This is a genomic window from Curtobacterium sp. MCSS17_011, from assembly GCF_003224275.1.
Lineage (GTDB): Bacteria > Actinomycetota > Actinomycetes > Actinomycetales > Microbacteriaceae > Curtobacterium.
The window spans coordinates 138293-161188 of sequence record NZ_QKLE01000005.1 but is presented as its reverse complement, the minus strand read 5'-3'; the positions used below and the strand labels follow the sequence as shown (position 1 = coordinate 161188).

Here is a 22896-nt window from a genome sequence, read left to right as displayed (position 1 = left end):
ACGAGCGGAGCAGGCGGGCTCAGGCCTGCACCTGGTCGAGGATCCGCTGGTAGTCGGACTGCGCCGTCCGCATGGCGGCGGCGCTCCCCGACCCGAACACGGCCTCGCGGAACATCGCGAAGTACGGCGACGACGGCTGGTTGTTGAGCAGGTTGTACGCCAGCGTCCGCGGTGCGTAGCCCTTCTCGATGGCGTCGAGCGGCCCGTACGCCAGCGGGAACCGCTTGCGGTACTCCGGGGTGGCGGCGTCCGACCGGGTGGGGAAGTACCCGCCGTCCGGCAGTGCCTGCTGCTGCTGGAGCCCGTTCGCGTACTGCATGAACGCCCACCCACCGGACGGGTTCGCCGCCCCGTTCGGGATGCACATGTTGTCGCCGCCGTCGAAGAACGACCGCTGGCCGTCCCACGACGGGATGAGCACCGTCTGCATCTTCGCCCGCATCGCCTTGGTGGCGGCGGGCACGGTCGCCCCGTACGAGGTCGGGAAGATCCCCACCTTGCCGGCCCGGAAGTCGGCACCCCACGTGGTGCCGGCGTCGGAGTACGTCGCCTTCGACAGCACACCGTCCTTCCACAGCTGCCGGTAGAACTCGAGCATCCGTTCGAGGGCCTCGTTGCCGGTGATGTTCGCCCGCTGGGAGCCCACCTCGCCGGTCATCATGTCGACCCCGGTCGCCCAGACGTGCGGCTGCGTGACGAAGCCGATGATGCCGGCGGCGTTGCCGGAGATCGACCAGCCGTACACGTCGTCGTCGAGCTTCCGGATGGCCTTCGCCGCGTCGAGCAACGTGGACAGGTCCTTCGTCGACTCCTCGACGTCGAGGCCCGCGCGCTCGAACAGCTCGGTGTTCACGAACAGCTGCGAGTTGTCGGCCAGGTAGGGCAGGCCGTAGTACCGGTCGTGGTACTCGAGCAGGCGCAGGTGCCCCGGCGAGATCGCGTCGAAGTAGTCCAGGTCCTCGACCACGTCGGTCAGGTCGGCGAACGCCTCGCGGAAGATGAACAACTGCGAGTTGATGTCGTCGATGTCGACGACGTCCGGCGGCTCACCACCGCGTATCGCGGTCGCGAGCTTCGTCACGTACTGCGCGTCCGGCACGGGCGTCAGCTGGACCTGCAGCTCCGGGTTCGCCTTGTTGAACCCGGCGACGGCCGACGTCAGGCCGGCCTGGGTCGCCGACCGGCACCACACCTGCACGGTGCCGGTCGCGTTCTTCCCGAAGCTCGCGGGCTCCGCGACGACCTTCGGCAGGGTGCCGGAGCACCCGGCCAGGGCGAGGGCGGCCCCGCCGGCGACGCCGCCGACGAGGAACGCTCGGCGGTCCACGCTGGTCACCGCGCCAGCGGGAGCCAGACGCGCATCGGCGCCGCTCCCCGGTTGGCCCACGCGTAGTACGGGACCGCGGTCGCGGTGACGTCGCGACCGGCCTGGAGGCCCGTGGTGGCGCCCTGCGGACCGGCCACGTCGTCGACGCTGGTCGCGTCGGGGGCCGTGGTCGCGCCTCCCGGCCCGTCCAGACGCTGGTACGGCCAGGCCGGCTGCACGTGCTCGGCCGGGGCGTGCCCCGGGATCAGCAGCGTGACGACGCCGTCGAGCAGGTCGTCGCGGCGCTCCTCGGTGATCGGCGCGTCCGCGTCGACCGTCAGGTCGTCGACCGTGAAGCCCTGCTGGTCCGCCTGCTCGACCGCGTACACCAGCGGGCCGCGCTCGATCGCGACCTGCCCGCGGGCAGCGTCGATGCGGGCGTCGGCGACGTAGCGGTGCGGCGTCGTGTCGAAGACGAGCTCGACCGTGTCACCCGCCGACCACTCGCGCTCGACGACGTGCAGCGTGCCAGCTGCGGGGTTCGCGGACCCGTCCGGACCCGTGACGGTCGTGGTGTCCGACCAGGACGGGATCCGCAGGCCCAGGGCGAGCGGGCCGTCCTCGGCGACCGTGACGCGGACGCGGCCGTCGTGCGGGTAGGCGGTCTCGACCCGCACCGGGCCGAGGTCCGCGGTGGCGTACTGGTGGATCTGCAACCCGCCGTCGGTCGCGGTCGCCAGGTAGCCGTCGAGGCTCGCGAAGGTCCGCATGATGTTCGGCGGGCAGCAAGCGCAGTCGAACCAGCCGCGACGCCCGTGGGCGGGGGAGCGGTTCTCGTCCTGGTGGGCGTGGTCGCGCTGCTGCAGCGGGTTCACGTAGAAGTACTCGGTGCCGGCCAGGCTCACCCCGGCGAGGAACGCGTTGTAGAGCAAACGCTCGATCGCGTCGGCGTAGACCGGCTTGCCGGTGGCGAGCAGCAGCCGCCAGGCCCACTGCACCCCGCCGATGGCCGCGCAGGTCTCGGCGTAGCCGCGGTCGGTCGGCAGCTCGTACGGGTCACCGAACGCCTCCCAGTCCCAGCGGGCCCCGAGTCCGCCGGTGATGAAGGCCTTCGTCGCCATCATGTCCGCGAACTGCGTCTCGCTCGCGGCGAGGAGCTCGGTGTCCCCGGTCTCGATCGCGACGTCCACGGCACCGGCCGCCAGGTACACGGCGCGCACGGCGTGGCCCTCGACGGTCGTGGCCTGCCGGCTCGGCACCCGGTCCGAGAAGTACGTCGGTTCGCCGCCGGCGCGCTCGATGATGCCGTGCCCGCGGGCGTCGACGAACCAGTGCGCCAGGTCGAGGTAGTCGCGGTTGCCGGTCTCGCGGTACAGCTCCACCAGGCCCATCTCGACGACGGGGTGACCGTCGACGTCACGGGTCTTCGGTGTGCCGTCCGGTGCGGTGCCGTCACCGAACGTGCGGACGAGGTGGTCGGCGTTCTTGACCGCGACGTCGAGCAGCCCGGTGTCACCCGTCGCACGGTGCTGGGCCACGGCCGCCTGGTACAGGTGCCCGGCGCAGTACATCTCGTGGCTCCACTTGAGGTCCGTGTACCGCTCGCCCTTCCCCCGGACCTGCTGCACGGAGTCGAGGTACCCGTCGTCGGCCTGCGCCTGGGCGTACAGGGCGGTGACCTCGCGCTGCAGGTCGAGCAGGTCCTCGGCGGGGGCGCGGCCGTACTCCCACGCCACGGCCTCGAGCCACTTCGTCACGTCGGAGTCCATGAAGATCGGGCCGACGGCCTCGCCCTCCTCGAACCCGGCGGCGATGCGGAGGTTGCGGAAGTTGCCGGCCGTCTCCAGCTGCTGGTAGCCGCTGCGGACGGCGTCACGGCCGTTGCGCTCCTGCCGGAGCGCCCAGAAGCCGCCGGTGATCCGGGCGTCGCCGGTCGGCAGCGGCCGGAGCGTGAGGTGTGCGTCGGCGGTCGGGAGGACCGGGGTCGCGGTGTGCGCGCCGCGATCGGTCGCGAGCGTGGTGGTCATGTCGCCTCCTTGCGATGTGACTGGAGCCGTCCGAGTGGTTCGAGCATCCGGAAAACGGTTTCTGCGGTGGACGTTACGACACGGGGTGCACGCCGCGCAAGGGCATCCCGGCGGTTTTGTGTAAGGTCATCGGCACGTCCTGATCGTCGGAAAGGTGGTTGCCGTGACGCTCGAACGCACCGGTCAGCCGATCCGGATCACCGACGTGGCGGCGCTCGCCGGGGTGTCGATCGGCACCGCGTCGAAGGCGCTGAACGGCACCGGGCAGCTGCGGGACGCCACCCGGCTGCGCGTGAAGGAAGCCGCCGAGAAGCTCGGGTTCGTCGGCGATGCCCGGGCCCGTGCGCTGTCGTCGGGGCGGACCTACACCGTCGGCATGATCACCACCGACTCGTTCGGCCGGTTCTCGATCCCGGTGCTGCTCGGCGCCGAGGACGCCCTGTCCGCCGGGCGGATGGCTGTCCTGCTGTGCGACACCCGCGACGACCACGTGCGCGAGGCCCACTACCTGCGCTCCCTGGCGGCCCGCGGCGTCGACGGCATCATCGTCACCGGCCGCTCCGCCGACGCCCGGCCCCCGATCGACGTGTCGATCCCCGTCGTCTACGCCTTCACACCCTCGACCGACGACGGCGACGTGTCGGTCACCCTCGACGACGCCGCCGGCTCGGCACTCGTCGCCTCGCACGTGCGCTCGCTCGGGCGGCAGCGGGTCGCGATCGTGACCGGGCCGGCGCGGCACCGGTCCGCCGTGCGCCGGGTGGCCGGTGCCACGTCGGTGCTCGGGTCCCACCTGGTCACCGAACCCCTGTACGGCGAGTGGTCGGAGCGATGGGGGCGGCAGGCCGTGGACGTGCTGGCTCGGGAGTCGCCCGACGTCGACGCGATCGTCTGCGGCAGCGACCAGATCGCCCGGGGAGTGTGCGACCGGCTGCGGGAGCTCGGGCGTTCGGTGCCCGGAGACGTCGCGGTGACCGGGTTCGACGACTGGGACGTGATGGCGCTCGCCTCGAGGCCGCCGCTGACCACGGTGGACCTGCGGCTCGAGGAGCTCGGACGCGTCGCGGGGCAGGCGCTCCTCGCCTTGATCGACGGCGGCACCGCGGCGTCGGCGGCCGTGACCCCGTCGCTCGTCATCCGCGAGAGCACCGTGGGCGCGTAGGTCGGCGCTGGTGCGCGGTGCCGGTGCCGGTCGTCGAGCGGTCACAACACCCCGTCAACCGTCGTCGAGCGGTCACGGATCGTCGATCGGCGCACCTCCAGCCGACAGTTCGTGACCGCGCGGTGGGGAGGCAACGGGGTGTCCTGACCGTCCTGGGCGCCGCCGTTCGGAGTGGCACGGGTCCGGCGACCCGGCATGCGCGGGTGCGAGGTGGCGGGTGGTCGGGACTTGCGCGAGTGCGAGGCGGCAATGGGTCGAACTTCGTCGTCGCTCGCGTGCGCCCAACGGTCACGACCTGTCGCGCGTGGGACGTCGACCGGTCAGGAACGGTCGGCTGAAGATGCTCTGGACGACGGTTCGCGACCGGTCGGCGGAACTGAGCGGGGTGTCTCGACCGGCGGGGCGAGCGGGGCTGGCGGGACGGGCGGCGCGCCGCGGCGTTGCATGAGTGAGCGCTCACGTGCCAGGATGTGAGCGCTCACTGGGGACGACGAGGTTCTGGAGGAACGCATGGGCGACGACCGCCGACAGCGGATCGTGGACGGCCGCACCACACTCGGGATCGAGCTCGGCTCCACCCGCATCAAGGCCTGTCTGGTGGACGAAGACCTCGTGCCGATCGCGGCCGGCTCCCACGAGTGGGAGAACGAGTACGTCGACGGCCGATGGACCTACTCCCTCGAGTCCGTCGAGGCCGGACTCCGCGCCGCGTACGCCGCCCTGGTGGCCGACGTCGAGTCCCAGTACGGCGTCACTCCGACCACGTACCGCGCCGTGGGCGTGAGCGCGATGATGCACGGCTACCTGGCGTTCGACGCCGCGGGCGAGCTGCTCGTGCCGTTCCGCACCTGGCGGAACACCTCCACCGGCCCCGCCGCCGAACGCCTCAGCGAGGCCCTCGGGTTCAACATCCCGCTGCGCTGGTCGATCGCACACCTGTACCAGGCGGTCCTCGACGACGAGCCGCACGTGGCCGAGATCGCCGGTGTCACGACCCTGGCCGGCTACGTGCACCGCCGCCTGACCGGGCGGAACGTCCTGGGCGTCGGCGACGCGAGCGGCATGTTCCCGATCGAGGGCGGCCCCGTCGACAGCGGCCCCGGCGACCCGGGCGCGAAGGACTTCGACCATGCCATGCTCGCTACCGCACAGGACCTGATCGGCGTGCCGGACCTGCGGTCCCTGCTGCCCGAGGTCCTCGTCGCGGGCGCGGAAGCCGGTGAGCTGACCCCTGAGGGCGCGACCTGGCTGGACCCGACCGGCACCCTCGAACCCGGCGCACCGCTCTGCCCGCCCGAGGGCGACGCCGGTACCGGCATGGTCGCGACGAACGCCGTCGCCCCACGCACCGGGAACGTCAGTGTCGGCACGAGCATCTTCGCGATGGTCGTGCTCGAGCAGCCGCTGACCACCGCGCACGAGGAGCTCGACGTCGTCACCACCCCGGCCGGCGACGCCGTGGCGATGGTGCACTGCAACAACGGCGCGAGCGAGATCGCGAGCTGGGCCCGGGTGTTCGGGCGCTTCGCCGAGGCCTCTGGCGAGCGGACCGGCACGACCGCGATCGGCATCGACGACGTCTACGCCACGCTGCTCGCCGAGGCCGTCGCCGACGACACCGACCCCGATGCGGGCGGCCTGCTCTCCTTCAACTACCTGGCCGGCGAACCCGTCACCCACGTCGAGGACGGTCGGCCCCTGCTGCTCCGCACCCCCGGCGCGCGCTTCACCCTCGGCAACCTGGTGCGCTCCGAGGTGCACGGCGCCTTCGCGACCCTGGCGATCGGGATGGACGTGCTGCACGGCGAACAGGTGCAGGTGGACCGGATGACCGCACACGGCGGGCTCTTCCGGACGCCCGGCAGCCCACAGCGGCTGCTCGCAGCGGCCCTACGGGTGCCGATCGCGCTCGAGGAGACCGCGGGGGAAGGCGGCGCGTGGGGGATCGCCGTGCTGGCCGCCTACCTCGAGCACACCGACCAGCAGCTCGCCGACTACCTGTCCGACACGGTGTTCGGCGGGGACGCCGTGCACGTGGCCGAACCCGAGCCGGCGGACGTCGCCGGGTTCCAGACGTACCTGGAGCGATACCGGGCCGCACTGCCCGTGCAGGACGTCGCTGCGGCGGCGACCCGCCCCGGCGCGACCACAGGACCGACCGAGCAGACCGACGGCGCCGACCCGCGCCTCCAGACAGAGGAAGTGACCCGATGACGGACGCGATCGACGAGACCACACGCCAGGCGGTGGCGACGACGCGGGAGCGTGTCGCGCGACTGCACGGTGAACTCGTCCGCTACGGCCTCGTGATCTGGACCGGCGGCAACGTCTCCGAGCGCGTGCCGGGCACGGACCTGTTCGTCATCAAGCCGAGCGGGGTGTCGAGCGACGACCTGACGCCGGAGAACCAGGTCGTCTGCACCCTCGACGGTGTGCCGGCCGAGGGGTGGGGCAACGAGCACGGCCCGTCCAGCGACACCGCGGCGCACGCCTACGTCTACCGGAACATGCCCGAGGTCGGCGGCGTCGTGCACACCCACTCGACGTACGCGACGGCCTGGGCCGCCCGCGCCGAGGAGATCCCCTGCGTCATCACGGCGATGGCGGACGAGTTCGGCGGGCCCATCCCGGTCGGCCCGTTCGCGATCATCGGCGACGACTCGATCGGTCACGGCATCGTCGACACCCTGAGCGGCCACCGCAGCCGCGCGGTCCTGATGCAGAACCACGGCGTCTTCACGATCGGCAAGGACGCGAAGGACGCCGTCAAGGCGGCCGTGATGTGCGAGGACGTGGCGCGGACCGTGCACATCGCAAAGCAGGGCGGCGAGATCGTCCCGATCCCCGGAGCAGACATCGATCGACTCTTCGATCGCTACCAGAACGTCTACGGACAGAACCCCGAAGGAGCCATGCGATGACGCAGGACACCACCGTCGACCCCCAGGCCACGCTCGACAGCTACGAGGTCTGGTTCCTCACCGGCTCCCAGGGACTCTACGGCGAGGAGACCCTGCGCCAGGTCGAGGAGCAGAGCAAGGCCGTCCACGCGGAACTCGCCGGGCACCTGCCGGTGAAGCTCGTCTGGAAGCCCGTGCTCAAGGACGCCGACGGCATCCGCCGGGCGCTCATCGAGGCGAGCGCCGACGACAAGGTCATCGGTGTCACCACGTGGATGCACACGTTCAGCCCGGCCAAGATGTGGATCGGCGGCCTGCAGGCGCTGACCAAGCCGCTGTTGCACCTGCACACGCAGGCGAACGTCACGCTGCCCTGGGCGGACATCGACTTCGACTTCATGAACCTCAACCAGGCCGCGCACGGCGACCGGGAGTTCGGCTACGCCCTGGCCCGCCTCGGCGTCCGGCACGCCACGGCCGTCGGCCACGTCTCGGACCCCCGCGTCCAGCAGCGCGTCGCGAACTGGACCCGTGCCGCCGCCGGTGCCGCGGCCGTCCGCGAGCTGAAGCTGACCCGCTTCGGCGACAACATGCGCTACGTCGCCGTCACCGAGGGCGACAAGACCGAGGCCGAGATCGAGCTCGGCGTGCAGGTCAACACGTGGGCCGTCAACGAGCTCGCGGCAGCGGTGGAGGCCGCTGAAGCGGACACGGCGGCGGTCGACGCGCTCGTGGCCACGTACGAGCGCGACTACGACGTCGACCCGTCACTCCGCAGCGCCGGCGGCGAACGGCACGCCGCGCTCCGCGACGGTGCCGCCATCGAGATCGGCCTCCGCACCCTGCTCGCGCAGAACGGCAGCGCCGCGTTCACCACGAACTTCGAGGACCTCGGCTCGCTCAAGCAGCTGCCGGGTCTGGCGGTGCAGCGCCTGATGGCCGACGGCTACGGCTTCGGTGCCGAGGGCGACTGGAAGACGGCGGTCCTGGTCCGCGCGATGAACGTCGCCGGTGCCGGCCTGCCCGGTGGTGCCTCCCTGATGGAGGACTACACCTACGACCTCACCCCGGGCGCCGAGAAGATCCTCGGTGCGCACATGCTCGAGGTCTCGCCGACGCTCACCACCACGAAGCCGACGCTCGAGATCCACCCGCTCGGGATCGGCGGCAAGGACGACCCGGTCCGCCTGGTCTTCACCGCCGACTCCGGCGAGGCCGTCGTCGTCGCGCTGTCCGACACCCGCGACGGCTTCCGCCTCACCGCCAACGTCGTCGACGTCGTGCCCCCGACCGAGGCCCTGCCGAAGCTGCCCGTGGGCCGCGCGGTCTGGGAACCCCGGCCGTCGTTCCCCGTCGCCGCCGAGGCCTGGCTCACCGCCGGCGCCGCGCACCACACCGTGATGACGACGGCGGTCGGCCTGCAGGTCGTCGAGGACTTCGCGACCATGGTCGGCACCGAGTTCCTGGTCATCGACGAGCACACCACCGCACGCGGGTTCCGCGACGAGCTGCGTCTCCAGCAGACGTGGCACCGTCTCGATCGCGGCTTCTAGAGGAGTCAGGACCCACGATGGACGACGTGATCGCGGCCGAGCGCACCCGCACCAACTGGGCGGGCAACGTCACCTACCGCGCCTCGGCCCTGGCCCGGCCGACGTCGGTGGACGAGCTCCAGCAGCTCGTCGCCTCGACGCCGCGCCTGACGGCGCTCGGCTCGCGACACTCGTTCAACACCATCGCCGACACCGACGCCGTCCAGGTCTCGTTGTCTGACCTGTCGCCCGTGCTCGACATCGACACATCGCGTCGCGTGGTCCGGGTCGCGGCCGGCATGACGCACAGCCAGGTCGCGGCCGGTCTGGAGGCCCGTGGCTGGGCACTCGGGAACCTCGCGTCCCTGCCGCACATCTCCACGGCCGGGGCCGTCGCCACGGGAACGCACGGCTCCGGTGTGCGGAACCCGTCGCTCGCGCAGGCGGTGGTCGGCCTCGACGTGGTGCGCGCCTCCGGCGCACTCGACCACGTCGACGCCTCGTCGCTGGACGGGCTGCTCGACGCCCACCGGGTGGGGATCGGCGCGCTCGGCGTCGTCACCGCGGTGGAGCTCGCGATCGAACCGACGTTCCAGGTCGCCACGACGGTGCACCTCGACCTGCCGTGGGACGCCGTCGCCGAGCAGTTCGACCAGGTGATGGCCGACGCGTACTCGGTGTCGATGTTCACGTCGTTCGACGACCGCGGTGCCCGGCAGGTCTGGGTGAAGCACCGTGTCGACGAGGCCGCACCGTCGGTCGACCTCGTGGCCCTGGGAGCCCGTGCGGCCTCGGGCCCGGTGCACCCGGGGGAGAACGACCCCGCCGGGGTCACCGAGCAGGGCGGCGTACCGGGGCCGTGGTCTGAGCGGCTGCCGCACTTCCGGTCCTCGTTCACCCCGTCGACCGGGGCCGAGATCCAGGCGGAGTACCTGATCCCCGCTGCCTCGGCGGTGGAGGCGCTCGAGGCGCTCCGACCGCTCGCGTCGCTCTTCGCCCCCATCCTCATCGCCGCCGAGGTCCGCACCATCGCGGCCGACACCGCCTGGCTCGCGCCGTCGTCCGGTCGGCAGTCGGTCGGCCTGCACTTCACGTTCCGCCGCGACCCCGCCGCCGTGGCCGCGGCGGTGGCCCGGATCGAGGACGTCCTGGCGCCGTTCGACCCGCGGCCGCACTGGGGCAAGGTCTCCGCTGCGAGCGCGGAGCGGCTGCACGAGGCGTACCCGCGGCTGTCCGACTTCGCCGCGCTCGCCCGCGACCTCGACCCCACGGGGCGGTTCCGCAACGCGTTCCTCGCGCGCATCCTGTCCTGAGCGCGCCGGTTCCCAGGGGATCAGGATGCGTTGTCCGGGTGTCGCACCGGAGCAGCGCCGGGTGTTCACATGTGAGGACACAAAGGTCGGGGCATGGCGAACCTCAACCGCATCATCGGCATGGCCTCCAAGGTCATCGACAAGCAGCTCCAGAAGCGTGGGCAGGGGGGAACCGCGCCCGGCGCCGGATCACAGCAGGGCGGGACCGACTGGCGTGGCATGGTGCGCAGCGCCGCGGACAAGCTGACCGGTGACGACCGGAACCAGCAGCAGCAGTACGGCCAGCAGCCGTCGCAGCAGCACGGCCAGCCGCAGCAGCCCCGGTACGGGCAGCCGCAGCAGCACGCTGGCACGCCGCAGCACGGGGCCGACGCCGACAAGGTCGCCCTGGCGAAGTACGACTACCTGCTCCGGACCTCGTCGCCCGAGCAGCTCGAGCAGGTCCACCACGACGCCTTCGCGCGGCTCACCCCCGCGCAGCGCCAGCAGGTCCGCGACCGCCTGAACTCCGAGCTCCCGCCCCACGAGCACCTGCGTGACGACTCCGCGGGCGGCATGGCCCGCGCGATGACCCGCGGTGAGATGTCGCGTCCGGGTCTGGTCCGACGGGTCCTCGGCGGTTCCGGCCGCTCGGGCGACGGCCGGGGCCGCGGCGGTGCGTTCGCCGGTGGCGCAGCGGTCGGTGCCGGCGCGATGGCGTTCGGCGGCCTCGCCGCCGCGGTCGCCGGGGGAGCGGTGCTGAGCGCCGCCGCCGGTCCGGTCCTGGCCGGCGCTGCCGACCTGGGGGTGGACTTCGAGGGCATCGCCTCGGGCATGGGCGACCTCGGGCTCGGCGACCTCGGTGGTGGCGTCGAGGGACTCTTCGGTCAGGGCGAGCAGCTCCTCGGCGGGTTCGGCGAGCAGGCCGCGGGCTTCGGCGAGCAGGCGTCCGGTCTCGGTGAGCAGGCATCGAACCTCGGCAACGACTTCCTCGGTGGGCTCTTCGACCGCTGACGCGCTGCTGCGCGAACGCATCGGGAATAGCGGGACGGCGTGCGGCGCTTGCAATGTTTCGTCGTGCGTCGTCCGAGGCGCGCGAGATTCGGACGGGCCACCGTCGCGGTGTCAGGATGGACGCCGCCCGGCGGGTGAACCGTTCCGCCGCCGCAGCGACCGCCACCGCGATCGCGACCCCCTTCCCCGAGGAGCAGCACCGTCATGAGACGCCCCAACCGCCTGACGATCACCGCGGCCGTCGCCGCAGCAGCAGCCCTGGTGCTGACCGGCTGCTCGGGTGGGGGTTCGTCCGACGACGGCGCCGAGGGCACGGCCAAGGGCGGCACGCTCAACATCCTGACGCCGCAGACCTCGTTCCACCTCGACCCCGCGACCAGCCAGAGCCTCGGCATCACATCGCTGGGCCTCGTCGCCCGTCGGCTCACCACCTGGGACGTCGAGCCGGGCAAGACGGCGAAGGTCGTCCCCGACCTGGCGACCAACACCGGGGTCTCGAGCGACGACGGCAAGACCTGGACCTACACGCTGAAGGACGGCGTCGAGTTCCAGGACGGCACGCCGATCACCACGAAGGACATCAAGTGGGGCATCGAGCGTTCGTTCGCGCCGACCCTGAGCGGTGGCCTGAGCTACCACAAGTCGCTCCTGGTGGGCGGCGCCGACTACAAGGGCCCGTTCGACGGCAAGTCGCTCGACAGCATCGAGACCCCGAACGACAAGACCATCGTCTTCAAGCTGAACGACGCGTACGGAGACTGGCCGTGGCTCGCGTCGATGCCGGCGTTCACCCCCGTGCCCGAGGGTGACGGCAAGGACACCGGCGCGTACGACCTGAAGCCGGTCGCGTCCGGTCCGTACCAGGTGCAGTCGAACACGCAGGGCTCGCAGGTCACGCTCGTGCGCAACGAGAACTGGAGCGCGAAGACCGACGAGGTCCGCACCGCCGGCCCGTCGAAGATCGTCTTCAAGGAGAGCCAGGACCAGTCCACGGTGACGCAGACGCTGATCGCGGACAACGGGGACGCCAAGAACTCGTTCGGCGCCATCTACCTTGGTGCTGCCGAGCTCAACCAGGTCCGCAGCAACCCGGCGGCCCAGGACCGGCTGGCCACCTCGAAGGCCGGCCCGATCAGCTACATGGCGATCAACACGCAGCGCGGTGAGCTCAAGGACCTCAAGGTCCGGCAGGCGCTGCAGTACGCGGTCGACCGGAAGTCCTTCCGCATCGCCGCCGGCGGCGCGATCGCCGGTTCGTACGCCTCGACGCTCATCACCCCGGGCATCGCCGGCCGCCAGGACTACGACCTGTACAAGACGAAGGCCACCGGCGACGTCGACAAGGCGAAGCAGCTGCTCGAGGAGGCCGGCGTCACGGGCCTGAAGCTGACCCTGGTCACGCAGAACGACCCGACCTACCTCGCCCAGGCCCAGGCGCTGCAGTCCGGCCTGAAGCGTGCCGGCATCGCCGTGACGCTCAAGCCGCTCGACTACGACTCCTTCACCCAGGCGACCACCAACGGCACGGACTTCGACCTGTCGCTGTCGAGCTGGCAGCCGGACTTCCCGAGCGCGAACGCCAACCTGCAGCCCCTGTACGACTCGTCGCAGATCGGTGGCGGTGGCTACAACGTCTCGAAGTACAGCAACCCCGAGGTCGACGCCCTCATCGCGAAGGCGAGCTCCACGGTCGACCAGGACGACGCGCAGAAGCTCTGGGCCCAGGCGGACCAGATGATCATGGCCGACGCTCCGGTCGTGCCGCTGATCTACGCGAAGCAGTCCTTCCTCGCCGGTTCGAACGTGCAGAACTTCCAGATCGCGGACTTCCCCGCGTACCCGAACTACCTCAAGGTCTCGCTCGAGCAGTGACCGACCCGATCCTGCAGGTCGAGGGGCTCCGCGTCGCGTTCGGCGACGCGGAGCCCGTCGTCCGTGACGTCTCCTTCGACCTGACGCCCGGCCGGGTCCTCGCCCTGGTGGGGGAGTCCGGCTCGGGCAAGTCCGTCAGCGCCATGAGCGTGCTCGGGCTCCTGCCGCCGCAGGCCTCGGTGTCGGGCAGCGCCCGGTTCCGTGGCGAGGAACTCATCGGTGCCCCCGTCGAGACGGTCCGCGCCGTCCGGGGTGCGGGCATCGGCGTGGTGTTCCAGGAGCCGATGAACTCGTTCACGCCGGTCCTCTCGATCGGCACGCAGATCGCCGAGGCCGTCCGGGCACACCCGACCGGGCTCGACCGCGCCGGGGTCCGGGCACGCGTCGACGAACTGCTCCGTGACGCCGGGCTCACCGACCCGGAGCGCATCCGGAAGGCCTACCCGCACGAACTGTCCGGCGGGCAGCTCCAGCGCGCGATGATCGCGATGGCACTGGCCGGCGACCCGGTCGCACTCTTCGCTGACGAGCCCACGACCGCGCTCGACGTCACCGTGCAGGCCGGCATCCTCGACCTGCTGCGGCGGCTCGGCCGCGAGCGCTCCCTCGCCGTGCTGCTCATCACCCACGACATGGGCGTGGTCGCCGACGTGGCGGACGACCTGCTGGTGCTGCGCCGCGGCGACCCGGTCGAGCACGGCACCGTCGCCGAGGTCTTCGCCCGCCCGACCGCCGACTACACGCGCGAGCTCCTCGCGGCCGTCCCCAGCCTGGAGGCACGGGCCGGCTCCGCCTCTCCGGTCGCGTCACCCGAGACTCGGCCTGCCGGACCGGATGCGGCCTCCGAAGGCCGCGATCTGTCCGCAGCGGCGAGTCTCGGACGGGCGCAGGCGGGCCCCGCAGCGGCGAGCCGCGCCTCCCGGCCGTCGGTGGCGCGCCTGCGCGACGTCGCCGTGCGGTACTCGCGCCGAGGCGGACCGACTGTGTCCGGCATCGACCTCGACCTGCACACCGGCGAGACCGTCGGCCTGGTGGGCGAATCCGGTTCCGGCAAGTCCACGATCGGACGTGCGCTCGCGGGCCTGGTGCCCGTCGTCGCCGGCTCGGTCGAGGTGGACGGCAGCGACCTGCGCACCGCTCACGGACGACGACTGCGTGAGCTGCGCAGCCGGGTCGGCATCGTGTTCCAGGATCCTGCGTCGTCGCTCAACCCGCGGCAGACCATCGGCTGGAGCATCGCGGAACCGCTGCTCGTGCACGGTACCGACTCGGCAGCCGACCGCGCCGAGCGGGTCCGCGAACTGCTGACCGCCGTGCAGCTCGACCCGACGTGGGCCGAGCGGTTCCCGCACCAGCTGTCCGGCGGCCAGCGGCAGCGTGTCGCCGTCGCGCGTGCGCTCGCGCTGCGGCCGGCACTCCTCATCGCCGACGAACCGACCTCGGCACTCGACGTGACGGTGCAGGCCGCCGTGCTCGACCTGCTCGCCGGGCTGCAGCAGGAGTTCCGCTTCGGCATGCTGCTCATCAGCCACGACCTCGCCGTCGTCCGCCAGCTCGCCGACCAGGTGATCGTGCTGCGCGACGGCCGGGTCGTCGAGCGGGGGAGCACCGACGCCGTGCTCGACGACCCGCAACAGGACTACACGCGCATGCTCCTCGCCGCAGCACCCGTCGCCGATCCCGTGCGACAGGCCGCTCGCCGCGAGGCGTGGCGCGCGTGGGAAGGAGTGGCCTCGTGACGGCCAACGTCGTCGACCGACAGGTCGCACCGTCCGGCCGCACGACCGGCTTCCGTGCCGTCGTGCGACGGGTGCGGCAGGACCGCTGGGCGGTGGCCTCGGCCGTCGTCATCGCGGTGTTCCTGGTGGTCGCCGTGGCGGCCCCGCTCATCGCCAAGGCGTCCGGGCAGGATCCGTACTCGTACGACATCGACGCACTCAACTCGTTCGGTGCGCCCCGGGGTGCCGGCGGCGGCATCAGCGGCGAGCACTGGTTCGGCGTCGAGCCCCTGACCGGGCGCGACCTGTTCTCGATCGTCACCTACGGTGCGCGGACCTCGCTCGGCATCGGACTCGCCGCGACCCTGGTGTCGATCGTCATCGGCGTCCTCGTCGGCGTCACGACCGGGTTCTTCGGCGGCTGGTACGACCGGGTGCTCTCGCGGGTCGTCGACGTGATCTTCGGGTTCCCGTCGCTCGTGTTCATGATCGCCCTCACCGCGATCGTGCCGTCGTCGTTCCCGAAGCCCGTGCTCGTCGTGCTCGTCATCGGGTTCTTCGGCTGGCCGGCCGTGGCCCGTGTGGTGCGGGGGCAGACGCTGTCGCTCGTCAGCCGCAACTACGTCGTCGCCTCCACCGCGATGGGCGCCGGACGCTGGCACGTCATCCGCACGCAGCTGCTGCCGAACCTCGCCGCGACGATCACCGTCTACGCCACCATCTCGATCCCGTCGATGATCGGTGCCGAGGCCGCGCTCTCCTTCCTGGCCGTCGGCGTCAACCCGCCGACGCCGTCGTGGGGTCGCAGCATCGGCGACGCCATCGGCTGGGTGCAGACCGATCCCATGTACCTCGTGTTCCCCGGAGCCGCACTGTTCCTCATCACCCTCGCCTTCAACGTGCTCGGTGACGCCCTGCGCGACGCCCTCGACCCGCGAGGGGGTACCGCGTGAACGCCGCCACCCTGCGGTTCCTCGCGATCCGCGTGCTCGGGGCCGCCGTCGTGTTGCTCGTCGTCGCGGCCATCACGTACGCGCTCTTCATGCTCCTGCCGACCAACCCGGCCCGAGCGATCTGCGACAAGCCCTGCACGCCCGACCGGCTGCGAGAGGTCCAGGCGTTCCTCGGTACCGACAAGCCCTGGCTCGCACAGTTCGGCGCCTACCTGGCCGGCATCTTCACCGGCCGGACCTTCGGCAGCGGCAACAGCGTCATCGAGTGCGCGGCGCCGTGCTTCGGCTACTCGTTCCAGCTGCACGAGAGCGTCACCGAGCTGATCCTCGCGCGCCTGCCCGTCACCGCCTCGATCGCCGTCGGAGCCGCCGTGCTGTGGCTCGTCGCCGGGGTGTTCGGCGGCACCGTCTCGGCGCTGCGCCGGGGCACCTTCGTCGACCGCGCCGTCATGACGGTCGCGGTCGCCGGTGTCTCGTCCCCGGCGTACCTGGTCGGGCTGCTCGGCATCCTGCTGTTCGGTTTCGTCCTGGGGATCCTGCCGACGAGCGGCTACGTGGCCTTCGGTGACGACCCGGTCGGCTGGTTCACCCACCTGATCCTGCCGTGGTGCGTGCTGGCCTTCATCAGCGCTGCGATCTACGCCCGGCTGACCCGCGGCGAGATGCTCGAGTCGATGTCCCAGGACTTCGTCCGGACCGCCCGGGCCAAGGGACTGCGCGAGCGCCAGGTCGTCGTGCGGCACGGGCTCCGGACCGCGATCCTGCCCGTCGTGACGCTGTTCGGGCTCGACCTCGGGTCGCTGCTCGGTGGTGCGGTCATCACCGAGAAGGTGTTCTCGATGCAGGGCCTCGGCGCGCTGCTCATCGACGCGGTGCACACGCTCGACCTGCAGGTGGTCGTCGGCTTCACGCTGTTCTCGGCGCTGCTGATCGTCACGGCGAACGTGATCGTCGACGTGGTCTACGCGTTCGTCGACCCGCGGGTGCGCCGCCGGGCGTAGGGCCGCGGCGGGGCGGTTGCCGGCCGCGCCCGGCCCTCGCACGGTGCGAGGCTGTTCACCCCGTTCGGGGGAACAACCTCTCTCCGAGCGGCCGACCTCGCACCGAGCATCAGCCCGCGCGCCGCACCACCCGGGCGACGCATCAGAAGTACGTGATGCCGTGCGGCGTCCGCGGCGGCAGCAGCATCGCGCGGAGCAGCGCCACCGACGCCGGGTCCGCAGCGCGGACGAGTCCCGCGGCGGCCAACGTGACGGGGGAGACCGAGCCGATCAGCAGCGCACCGAGCTCCGCGACGTCGAGCTGGACGTCGGACCCGGCCACGTCGACGTCGTCGGCGATGCGCGTGACGGTGCCACGGGCCTCCTGGACGTCGAGGCGGTACGTGCCGGTGGTGAAGCCGAGTGCGTCGGTGACCCCGAGTGTCAGGGACCCGTCGACGGCGAACGGCCGCGAGGCCAGCACCGCCGGCACGTCGAGCACACGCAGCCAGACGTGGTCCTCTTCGTGGTCGACGTCGTACGCACGGTTGTCGCCGAGCGCGGCGACGATCGGGTCGTCGAGGCGGGAGCGGTTGTACTTCACGACGTCGTTGAGGTCGATCGAGAGCAGGAACTCCCACAGGGCGGTGTAGGCCTGGTCGTCCGCGTAGACCAGGTCGACGATCTCGAGCGCGGTGTCGGAACCGCGGTCCTCCTTGACGCGCCAGGTGACGTAACCGTCGACCTCGTCGGAGCCGTCGGGACGGTGCACCGCCGCACGGACGTCCTTCGCCTTCTGCCCGTCGTGGCCGAGCAGGCCGAACGCGACCGGCCAGGTGCCGGTGTTGCGGACCATCGAGCCGGGGGTGCGGACGTGGAACCGGTCGAAGACCGCCTTGCCCGGGCCGTCGGCCAGCCACTGCGGCGTGACGACCGACACCGTGCCGGAGGTCGGGGCGAGCAGGGGGAGCGCGCGCTCGCGGCGCACGTGCACGGCACGCTCGCGGATGGCGCAGCCGAAGCCGAAGCGGCGGTAGATGGTGCCCTCGGACGCGGTCAGCGACGCGACGGCGTACCCCTCGGCGACCCCGCGCTCGAGCGCGTGCGTCATCATCCGGCGCAGGATGCCGCGGCGACGCTCGGTCGGGCGGACGGTGACCGCGGAGATCGCCTGGGTGTCGACGGAGGACCCGTCGCCCCAGCTCAGCGCCTTGCGGAACCACGTGAAGGTGCCGGCCGGCCACGTCTCGTCGACGGACCCCGGGAACGGCTCGCGCACGTAGACCCCGAGGAACGTCTCTTCGTCGGCGATGAAGTACGACGCCATGCGGGCTGCGCCATCGGCGTCCGGGTCGGCTTCGTGGAAGCCCATCCCGACGGCCTGCATCCACGCTGCCGTCTCGGCGTTCGGTGCCCCCTTGTCGTCCGTCCCGGGCGCGAACTCGCGCAGCTCGTAGCGGTCGTCGAATGCCTCGTTGCTCACGTTCCGACACTATCGGGACCGGGTGACGTCGCGACAGGCGCGTGGCCGGTCCGGTCGGCCTGGAGGCCCGGATCGCGTCCGGCGGACGGGCTGCGGGGTGCGGGTGGCCGGTTCGGGGTGCGGGTGGCCGGGTGCCGCGGACGCACGGTGCGGGATGCAGGGCGGGCCGCACGGTGCTGAGTTCGTGGGTCGGGGCGGTGGAAGTGGCTCGGTGCGGGGTCGTGGCGGGGCACGGGGCGGGCAAGTTCGCACGGGTGGGGTGAACCGGCACCGCATGACGAACCCCCGCACCGTGCGATTCCGTGGCCGCGTCAGTCGGTCGCGCCCCGCGGGGGATCGACGAGCAGGCCGACGCGGTCGGCCAGGTAGTCGGCGAGGGGGACGGCGGCGCCAGCCGTCGGGGACCACCGGACCGACGGCACGTCGTCGGTGACGAAGAGCACGCCCTCGGCGCCGACCAGGGTGTCGTCGACGGGGATCGGGACGGCACCGTGGTTCACCGTGTCACCGGCGCCGAAGTGCCCCTTCGCGGCGGCGGCACGGTATGCGCGACGGACCTCGGCGGAGACCGACTGGTACTGCGACCGACCGGGTTCGGTGACGCGGGTGATCGACCCGGTGGCCCAGACACGGCCGGCGGTCTCGGAGGACGACCCGATCAGGAGCGCCCCGACCCGCCACACCCGGCCGAGTGGTCGCATCGTCGGGTCACGACGGATCCCGAGGACGGCCTTCGGCTGCACGTACTCGCCGAGTGCTTCGTCGGGGACGTCCGCGGCGCGGAGCCGTCGAGCGGCTGCGTCGAGGAGCTCCCGCGCCCGCTGCACTCCGTCCGTCACGTCCACCGAGCCTAGACCGGGTGGGGGTCGTCGTCTCGGTGGTGGTCCGTTCGACGTGGTGCGCTGCGCTGCGTCGTCCGTGGCTGGTACTGGCGCGGCTGGTGTCGGCGCGGTTGGTGCCGGCGCGGCGACGACGTGCGGCGCTGACGAAGCCCGCGGTCATCATGACCGCCCCGTACGCTAGTAGCACGCCGGCGACCGCGGGGACGAGCCAGCTCCGCGACCCGTTGACGACCTGGTTGACGATGCCGATCTCCGGCACGGAGTACCAGACCACGCCACGGATCTGCACGGCGGTGACCGGCGCCGGGTCGGCCTGGGCGTTGTTGTCGCCCTTGAGCACGAAGGTCCGCTCGCCGTTCGACGACGACGACACCGAGACCACGCGGTGGCTGACGACCGCGGGCTGGCCGGACACGATCTGGTAGGTGACCACGTCGCCGACCCGGATGTCGTCGACCGGGGTCGGGCGGACCACGAGCAGCGTCCCCGGGGGCAGGGTCGGCTCCATCGACTGCGTCAGGACGGTGAGCGGCATCGAGCCCGTGGCCTTCGGCACGACGATCAGCACGACCGCCAGGGCAGCGACGAGCATCAGGAGTCCGGTGCTGAGACCGAGCACGACGGCGTGGACGACGGCGCGCCAGCCGGAGCGCGGGGTGGGGGTGCTCATGCGCCGCACCGGATCGCCGCCCCGTTGTCCTGCGTGAAGAGCGTGACCTTGCCGGCGCCGGCGACGGTGCTCGTGGGGTTGCCGGCGCTGTCGAGCACCTTGACGGTGACGGTCAGCGTGCCCGCCGTGCCGGCGCTCGCGGGGACGTCCGTCGGTGCGATGGTGATGAACGCGGAGTAGTCCTGTGCCTTCTGTCCGACCGGCGTCGAGCCGACGAAGGCCCCGTACCAGGTGTCCACCGGGCGGTTCGCGGCGTCCCACCGGATCTCGACGTACCAGCCGCCGTGGTCGGTGCAGACCAGCGAGGCGGTCGTGTCGACGACCGCGGCCGGGGTGGTCAGGGTGAAGCCGCCCGCCACGACGCCCGAGGTCCAGGTGCCGCTCGTGACGGTGAGGTTGACGTTCACCTTGGCGGTCGAGCCGGCCGGGGCCGACGACTGCAGGGTGCTGCGGGTGCACCAGACGGCGGAGGCGCCGGCGGCGAGCTTCGCGCTCATGCTCGGCAGCGACGCCCAGGTGCCGGTGACGGATCCGCTGCCCACGGCCGTGCTCGTGGTGCAGCCCGCGGTCGAGGCGACCGGCCAGGCGACGACGGTGACGGCCTTGGCGAGTGCGGTCGAGCTGCCGGACACGACGGAGACCGTGGTGGTGGCGGTGCCGGCGAGGGTGCCCGAGTCGGTCAGGGTGATCGGCTTCGTCGTCGAGGTGACGCTCGACGAGAACGCCGTGGTGAGGGCGCTCGTGCCGCTGATCGACGCCGTGACCGTGCCGACCGTGGTGCTCGCTGCGGTGGTGCCCGACGCGCTCCACAGTGCCCACGCGGCGCTCGAGGTGCCGCCGACGAACACGGCGGTGAGGAGCACGGCGACGAGGAGCCGGAGGCGGCGGTTCATGCGGAGACCTGCGTTCCGGTGACGGTGAGGGTGAAGTCGGTGGTGGCACCGGCGACCGTCTGCGGGGCGTCGGCGTCGAGGGTCATCTCGAGGCACGCGATGCCGCTGACCCCGGCCGGCAGGGTGAAGGACGCGGTGCCGGTGTCGAAGGTGGCGAGCCGCCCGCTCGTGCCGGTCAGCCCGGGCACGCACTTCGCGGCCGAGGACACCATCACGAGGCGGAGGGTCAGCTCACCGGTCGCCGCCGCGACGGACGACTTCGAGGCCGTCGTCGTGACGCGCATCGACAGCGGGACCGACCCGGTGTTCCGCACCGTGAAGGTGCCGGTGGTGCTCGTACCCGGCCCGAGCGCCGCGGTGTTCATCGCCGTGGTGCTGCCGACGCTGACGGTCGCCGTGGCGGAGCGCACCGTGGTGGCGGCCGTGCTGGCAGTCCCGTTCCAGAGCGCGTACGTGCCGCCGGTGCCGAGGAGCGCCGTTCCGACCGCGACGACCAGGCCGAGCGCGACCGGCCACACCCAGCGGTGCCGTCGGGCTGCGCGGTGGCGTCCCGTCGTCCGCGGTGTGGCGGTCATGTGCCTGCTCCTGGTCGTCGTGGTCGGTGGGGTGCGATCGGTGGATCAGGAACCGATCGCGGTCTGGGTGAGCGTGAAGGCCAGCGCGCTGAGGTTGATCGAGCCGCCCTGACCGGTGGTCGCCGACGCGGGGAGCGTCACCGTGAAGACGACCTTGACGGTCGACGTGGACGAGGACGGCGAGACCACGAAGGTGTTCGCGTTCGACGAGGACTGCACCACCGAGGCGCTCGTCGAGGTGACGGCCAGCGTCTTCGTCGTGGCGGCGAGCAGCGCGGCGTCGCCGGTGATGCTCTGGTTGGCGTAGGTCAGGTTCGCCTTGAGGTCCTGTCCGGTCGCGCCGATGTTCAGCGTCTGCGTGAACTGGAACGTGTTGCCCGGGACCATCAGGGCCTTCGTCGGGTCGATCGCGGTGGAACGACCGTTCGTGATGTCCGTCCAGGCGCCGTCGTTGTTGGCGCTCAGCGTCAGCGTGCCGGCGCTCACGGCGGACGCGGCGCTCGAGGCGCTGGCGTTCCAGAGGGCGAACGTGCCCGCACCGCCGAGGAGGAGTGCGACGCCTGCTGCGCCGGCGATGGCACCGGTGACGATCTTGTGCATGGGGTGGATCCGTTCCTGCGTGCTCCGGGCACGCTGAAGCCCACCGGGGACATTCGGGCGTCTTGTCCGGTGGGGAGGTTGTCATCGACCCGTGGTTGGAGGGGTCGCGGCTGACCGGTGCCGAGAACGGTCGCCGGGCCCCGGAGCGCATGTGCTGCTGCTCGGGCGGGCTGGACTCGCTCTGGTGTCGACGTTACCTGTCCCCCAAAGTGCGGACAAGCGAGAACGAGCGTTCACGTGAACCCAGAACGGGGGTCATTTTTGTCCCCGACAAGGAGGACACGTTTTGTACCCCGATCTTCTGAGCGTCCGCTTCGCGTGCGCAGAGCGATCACAGAAGGAATGCCGGTAGGCACAGCGCCGTTGCACCGTCCGGAAACGAGGAGGGCCCATGGACATCGTGCGCTGGTTGTTCGACGCGCAGATCGTCATCGGCGACCAGACGGTGCTCTGGCGCGAGGTGATCGGCAACGTCTTCGGGCTGCTCAGTGCGCTGGGTGGCATGCGTCGCAAGGTCTGGGCCTGGCCGGTCGGACTGGTCGGCAACGCCCTGCTCTTCACCGTCTTCATGGGGGCGCTCTTCGACACCCCGAACCCCGTCAACCTGCTCGGGCAGGCAGGCCGTCAGGTCATGTTCATCATCGTGAGCATCTACGGCTGGTACCGGTGGACGCACCGCCCCGAGGACGCGACGACCGTGATCGATCCGCGCTGGGCCTCCTGGCGGACCCGTCTGCTGCTCGTCGTCGGGATGGTCGGCGGCACCGCCCTGTTGACCCCCGTCTTCCGCGCGCTCGGGTCGTACGAGCCGGTGTGGAGCGACGCGTGGATCTTTGTCGGTTCGCTGCTCGCCACCTACGGCATGGCGAAGGGGTGGGTCGAGTTCTGGCTCATCTGGGTGGCGGTCGACCTGGTCGGCGTGCCGCTGCTGTTCTCCGCCGGGTACTACGCCTCCGGGCTGATGTACGTCTTCTACGGCGTGTTCACCCTGACCGGGTTCTTCGTGTGGATGCGCCAGCGGGTCCGCCCGCCGGCGGCGCCCGTCACCGTCGGCTGACCGCTCTGGTGGCGGCGCGC

The 22896-nt window shown here is 71.7% G+C and carries 19 protein-coding genes; 11 read left to right on the top strand and 8 right to left on the bottom strand.

What is annotated here, in order from left to right; all coding sequences use genetic code 11:
• Positions 1-19 precede the first annotated feature (19 nt).
• A complete protein-coding gene (locus tag DEJ17_RS05875; protein ID WP_258366677.1) occupies positions 20-1336 on the bottom strand; it encodes a sugar ABC transporter substrate-binding protein in 1317 nt (438 codons plus the stop codon).
• Positions 1333-3333, bottom strand: a complete 2001-nt coding sequence (locus DEJ17_RS05870; RefSeq protein ID WP_110892490.1) for a glycoside hydrolase family 127 protein — start codon at positions 3331-3333, stop codon at positions 1333-1335. The genes DEJ17_RS05875 and DEJ17_RS05870 overlap by 4 nt, the downstream gene beginning before the upstream one ends.
• Before the next feature lie 163 nt (positions 3334-3496).
• Between DEJ17_RS05870 and DEJ17_RS05865 the strand changes: the two genes are divergently transcribed.
• From DEJ17_RS05865 to DEJ17_RS05820, 10 genes are all read left to right on the top strand, one after another.
• On the top strand, positions 3497-4495 hold the full coding sequence (locus tag DEJ17_RS05865; RefSeq protein WP_110892489.1) for a LacI family DNA-binding transcriptional regulator: 999 nt from the start codon (positions 3497-3499) through the stop codon (positions 4493-4495).
• A gap of 510 nt (positions 4496-5005) precedes the next feature.
• Positions 5006-6709, top strand: a complete 1704-nt coding sequence (locus DEJ17_RS05860; protein ID WP_110892488.1) for a xylulokinase — start codon at positions 5006-5008, stop codon at positions 6707-6709.
• Positions 6706-7416 (top strand): L-ribulose-5-phosphate 4-epimerase, encoded by a 711-nt coding sequence (locus DEJ17_RS05855; protein WP_110892487.1) that lies wholly within the window; start codon positions 6706-6708, stop codon positions 7414-7416. Before DEJ17_RS05860 ends, DEJ17_RS05855 begins: the two co-directional genes overlap by 4 nt.
• On the top strand, positions 7413-8948 hold the full coding sequence (gene araA, locus DEJ17_RS05850; protein WP_110892486.1) for an L-arabinose isomerase: 1536 nt from the start codon (positions 7413-7415) through the stop codon (positions 8946-8948). The genes DEJ17_RS05855 and araA overlap by 4 nt, the downstream gene beginning before the upstream one ends.
• A gap of 17 nt (positions 8949-8965) precedes the next feature.
• Positions 8966-10240, top strand: coding sequence for a D-arabinono-1,4-lactone oxidase (locus DEJ17_RS05845; protein WP_110892485.1), 1275 nt, complete (start codon positions 8966-8968; stop codon positions 10238-10240).
• A gap of 93 nt (positions 10241-10333) precedes the next feature.
• On the top strand, positions 10334-11233 hold the full coding sequence (locus DEJ17_RS05840; RefSeq protein WP_110892484.1) for a cation-transporting ATPase: 900 nt from the start codon (positions 10334-10336) through the stop codon (positions 11231-11233).
• Between the two features lie 204 nt (positions 11234-11437).
• Positions 11438-13105: an ABC transporter substrate-binding protein gene (locus DEJ17_RS05835; RefSeq protein ID WP_110892483.1), complete on the top strand. Its 1668-nt coding sequence runs from the start codon at positions 11438-11440 to the stop codon at positions 13103-13105.
• A complete protein-coding gene (locus DEJ17_RS05830) occupies positions 13102-14844 on the top strand; it encodes an ABC transporter ATP-binding protein (protein ID WP_110892482.1) in 1743 nt (580 codons plus the stop codon). The genes DEJ17_RS05835 and DEJ17_RS05830 overlap by 4 nt, the downstream gene beginning before the upstream one ends.
• On the top strand, positions 14841-15776 hold the full coding sequence (locus tag DEJ17_RS05825) for an ABC transporter permease (RefSeq protein ID WP_110892481.1): 936 nt from the start codon (positions 14841-14843) through the stop codon (positions 15774-15776). The genes DEJ17_RS05830 and DEJ17_RS05825 overlap by 4 nt, the downstream gene beginning before the upstream one ends.
• Positions 15773-16777, top strand: coding sequence for an ABC transporter permease (locus DEJ17_RS05820; RefSeq protein WP_027466175.1), 1005 nt, complete (start codon positions 15773-15775; stop codon positions 16775-16777). The genes DEJ17_RS05825 and DEJ17_RS05820 overlap by 4 nt, the downstream gene beginning before the upstream one ends.
• 142 nt (positions 16778-16919) lie before the next feature.
• Here the strand turns inward: DEJ17_RS05820 and DEJ17_RS05815 are convergent, their stop codons facing one another.
• The 6 genes from DEJ17_RS05815 to DEJ17_RS05790 all read right to left on the bottom strand — a co-directional run bounded on the left by DEJ17_RS05815 (position 16920) and on the right by DEJ17_RS05790 (position 21819).
• Positions 16920-18239: a GNAT family N-acetyltransferase gene (locus tag DEJ17_RS05815; RefSeq protein ID WP_110892480.1), complete on the bottom strand. Its 1320-nt coding sequence runs from the start codon at positions 18237-18239 to the stop codon at positions 16920-16922.
• A gap of 311 nt (positions 18240-18550) precedes the next feature.
• A complete protein-coding gene (locus DEJ17_RS05810) occupies positions 18551-18982 on the bottom strand; it encodes a hypothetical protein (protein WP_110892479.1) in 432 nt (143 codons plus the stop codon).
• Complete coding sequence (locus DEJ17_RS05805) at positions 18948-19751, bottom strand: signal peptidase I (protein WP_258366676.1); 804 nt, start codon at positions 19749-19751, stop codon at positions 18948-18950. The genes DEJ17_RS05810 and DEJ17_RS05805 overlap by 35 nt, the downstream gene beginning before the upstream one ends.
• Positions 19748-20644: a hypothetical protein gene (locus tag DEJ17_RS05800; protein ID WP_110892477.1), complete on the bottom strand. Its 897-nt coding sequence runs from the start codon at positions 20642-20644 to the stop codon at positions 19748-19750. The genes DEJ17_RS05805 and DEJ17_RS05800 overlap by 4 nt, the downstream gene beginning before the upstream one ends.
• On the bottom strand, positions 20641-21219 hold the full coding sequence (locus DEJ17_RS05795; RefSeq protein ID WP_110892476.1) for a TasA family protein: 579 nt from the start codon (positions 21217-21219) through the stop codon (positions 20641-20643). Before DEJ17_RS05795 ends, DEJ17_RS05800 begins: the two co-directional genes overlap by 4 nt.
• A 45-nt stretch (positions 21220-21264) precedes the next feature.
• A complete protein-coding gene (locus tag DEJ17_RS05790) occupies positions 21265-21819 on the bottom strand; it encodes an alternate-type signal peptide domain-containing protein (protein WP_110862326.1) in 555 nt (184 codons plus the stop codon).
• A gap of 391 nt (positions 21820-22210) precedes the next feature.
• On the opposite strand from DEJ17_RS05790, the gene pnuC reads away from it, so the two are divergent.
• On the top strand, positions 22211-22876 hold the full coding sequence (pnuC, locus tag DEJ17_RS05785; RefSeq protein ID WP_071404263.1) for a nicotinamide riboside transporter PnuC: 666 nt from the start codon (positions 22211-22213) through the stop codon (positions 22874-22876).
• Positions 22877-22896: the final 20 nt, after the last annotated feature.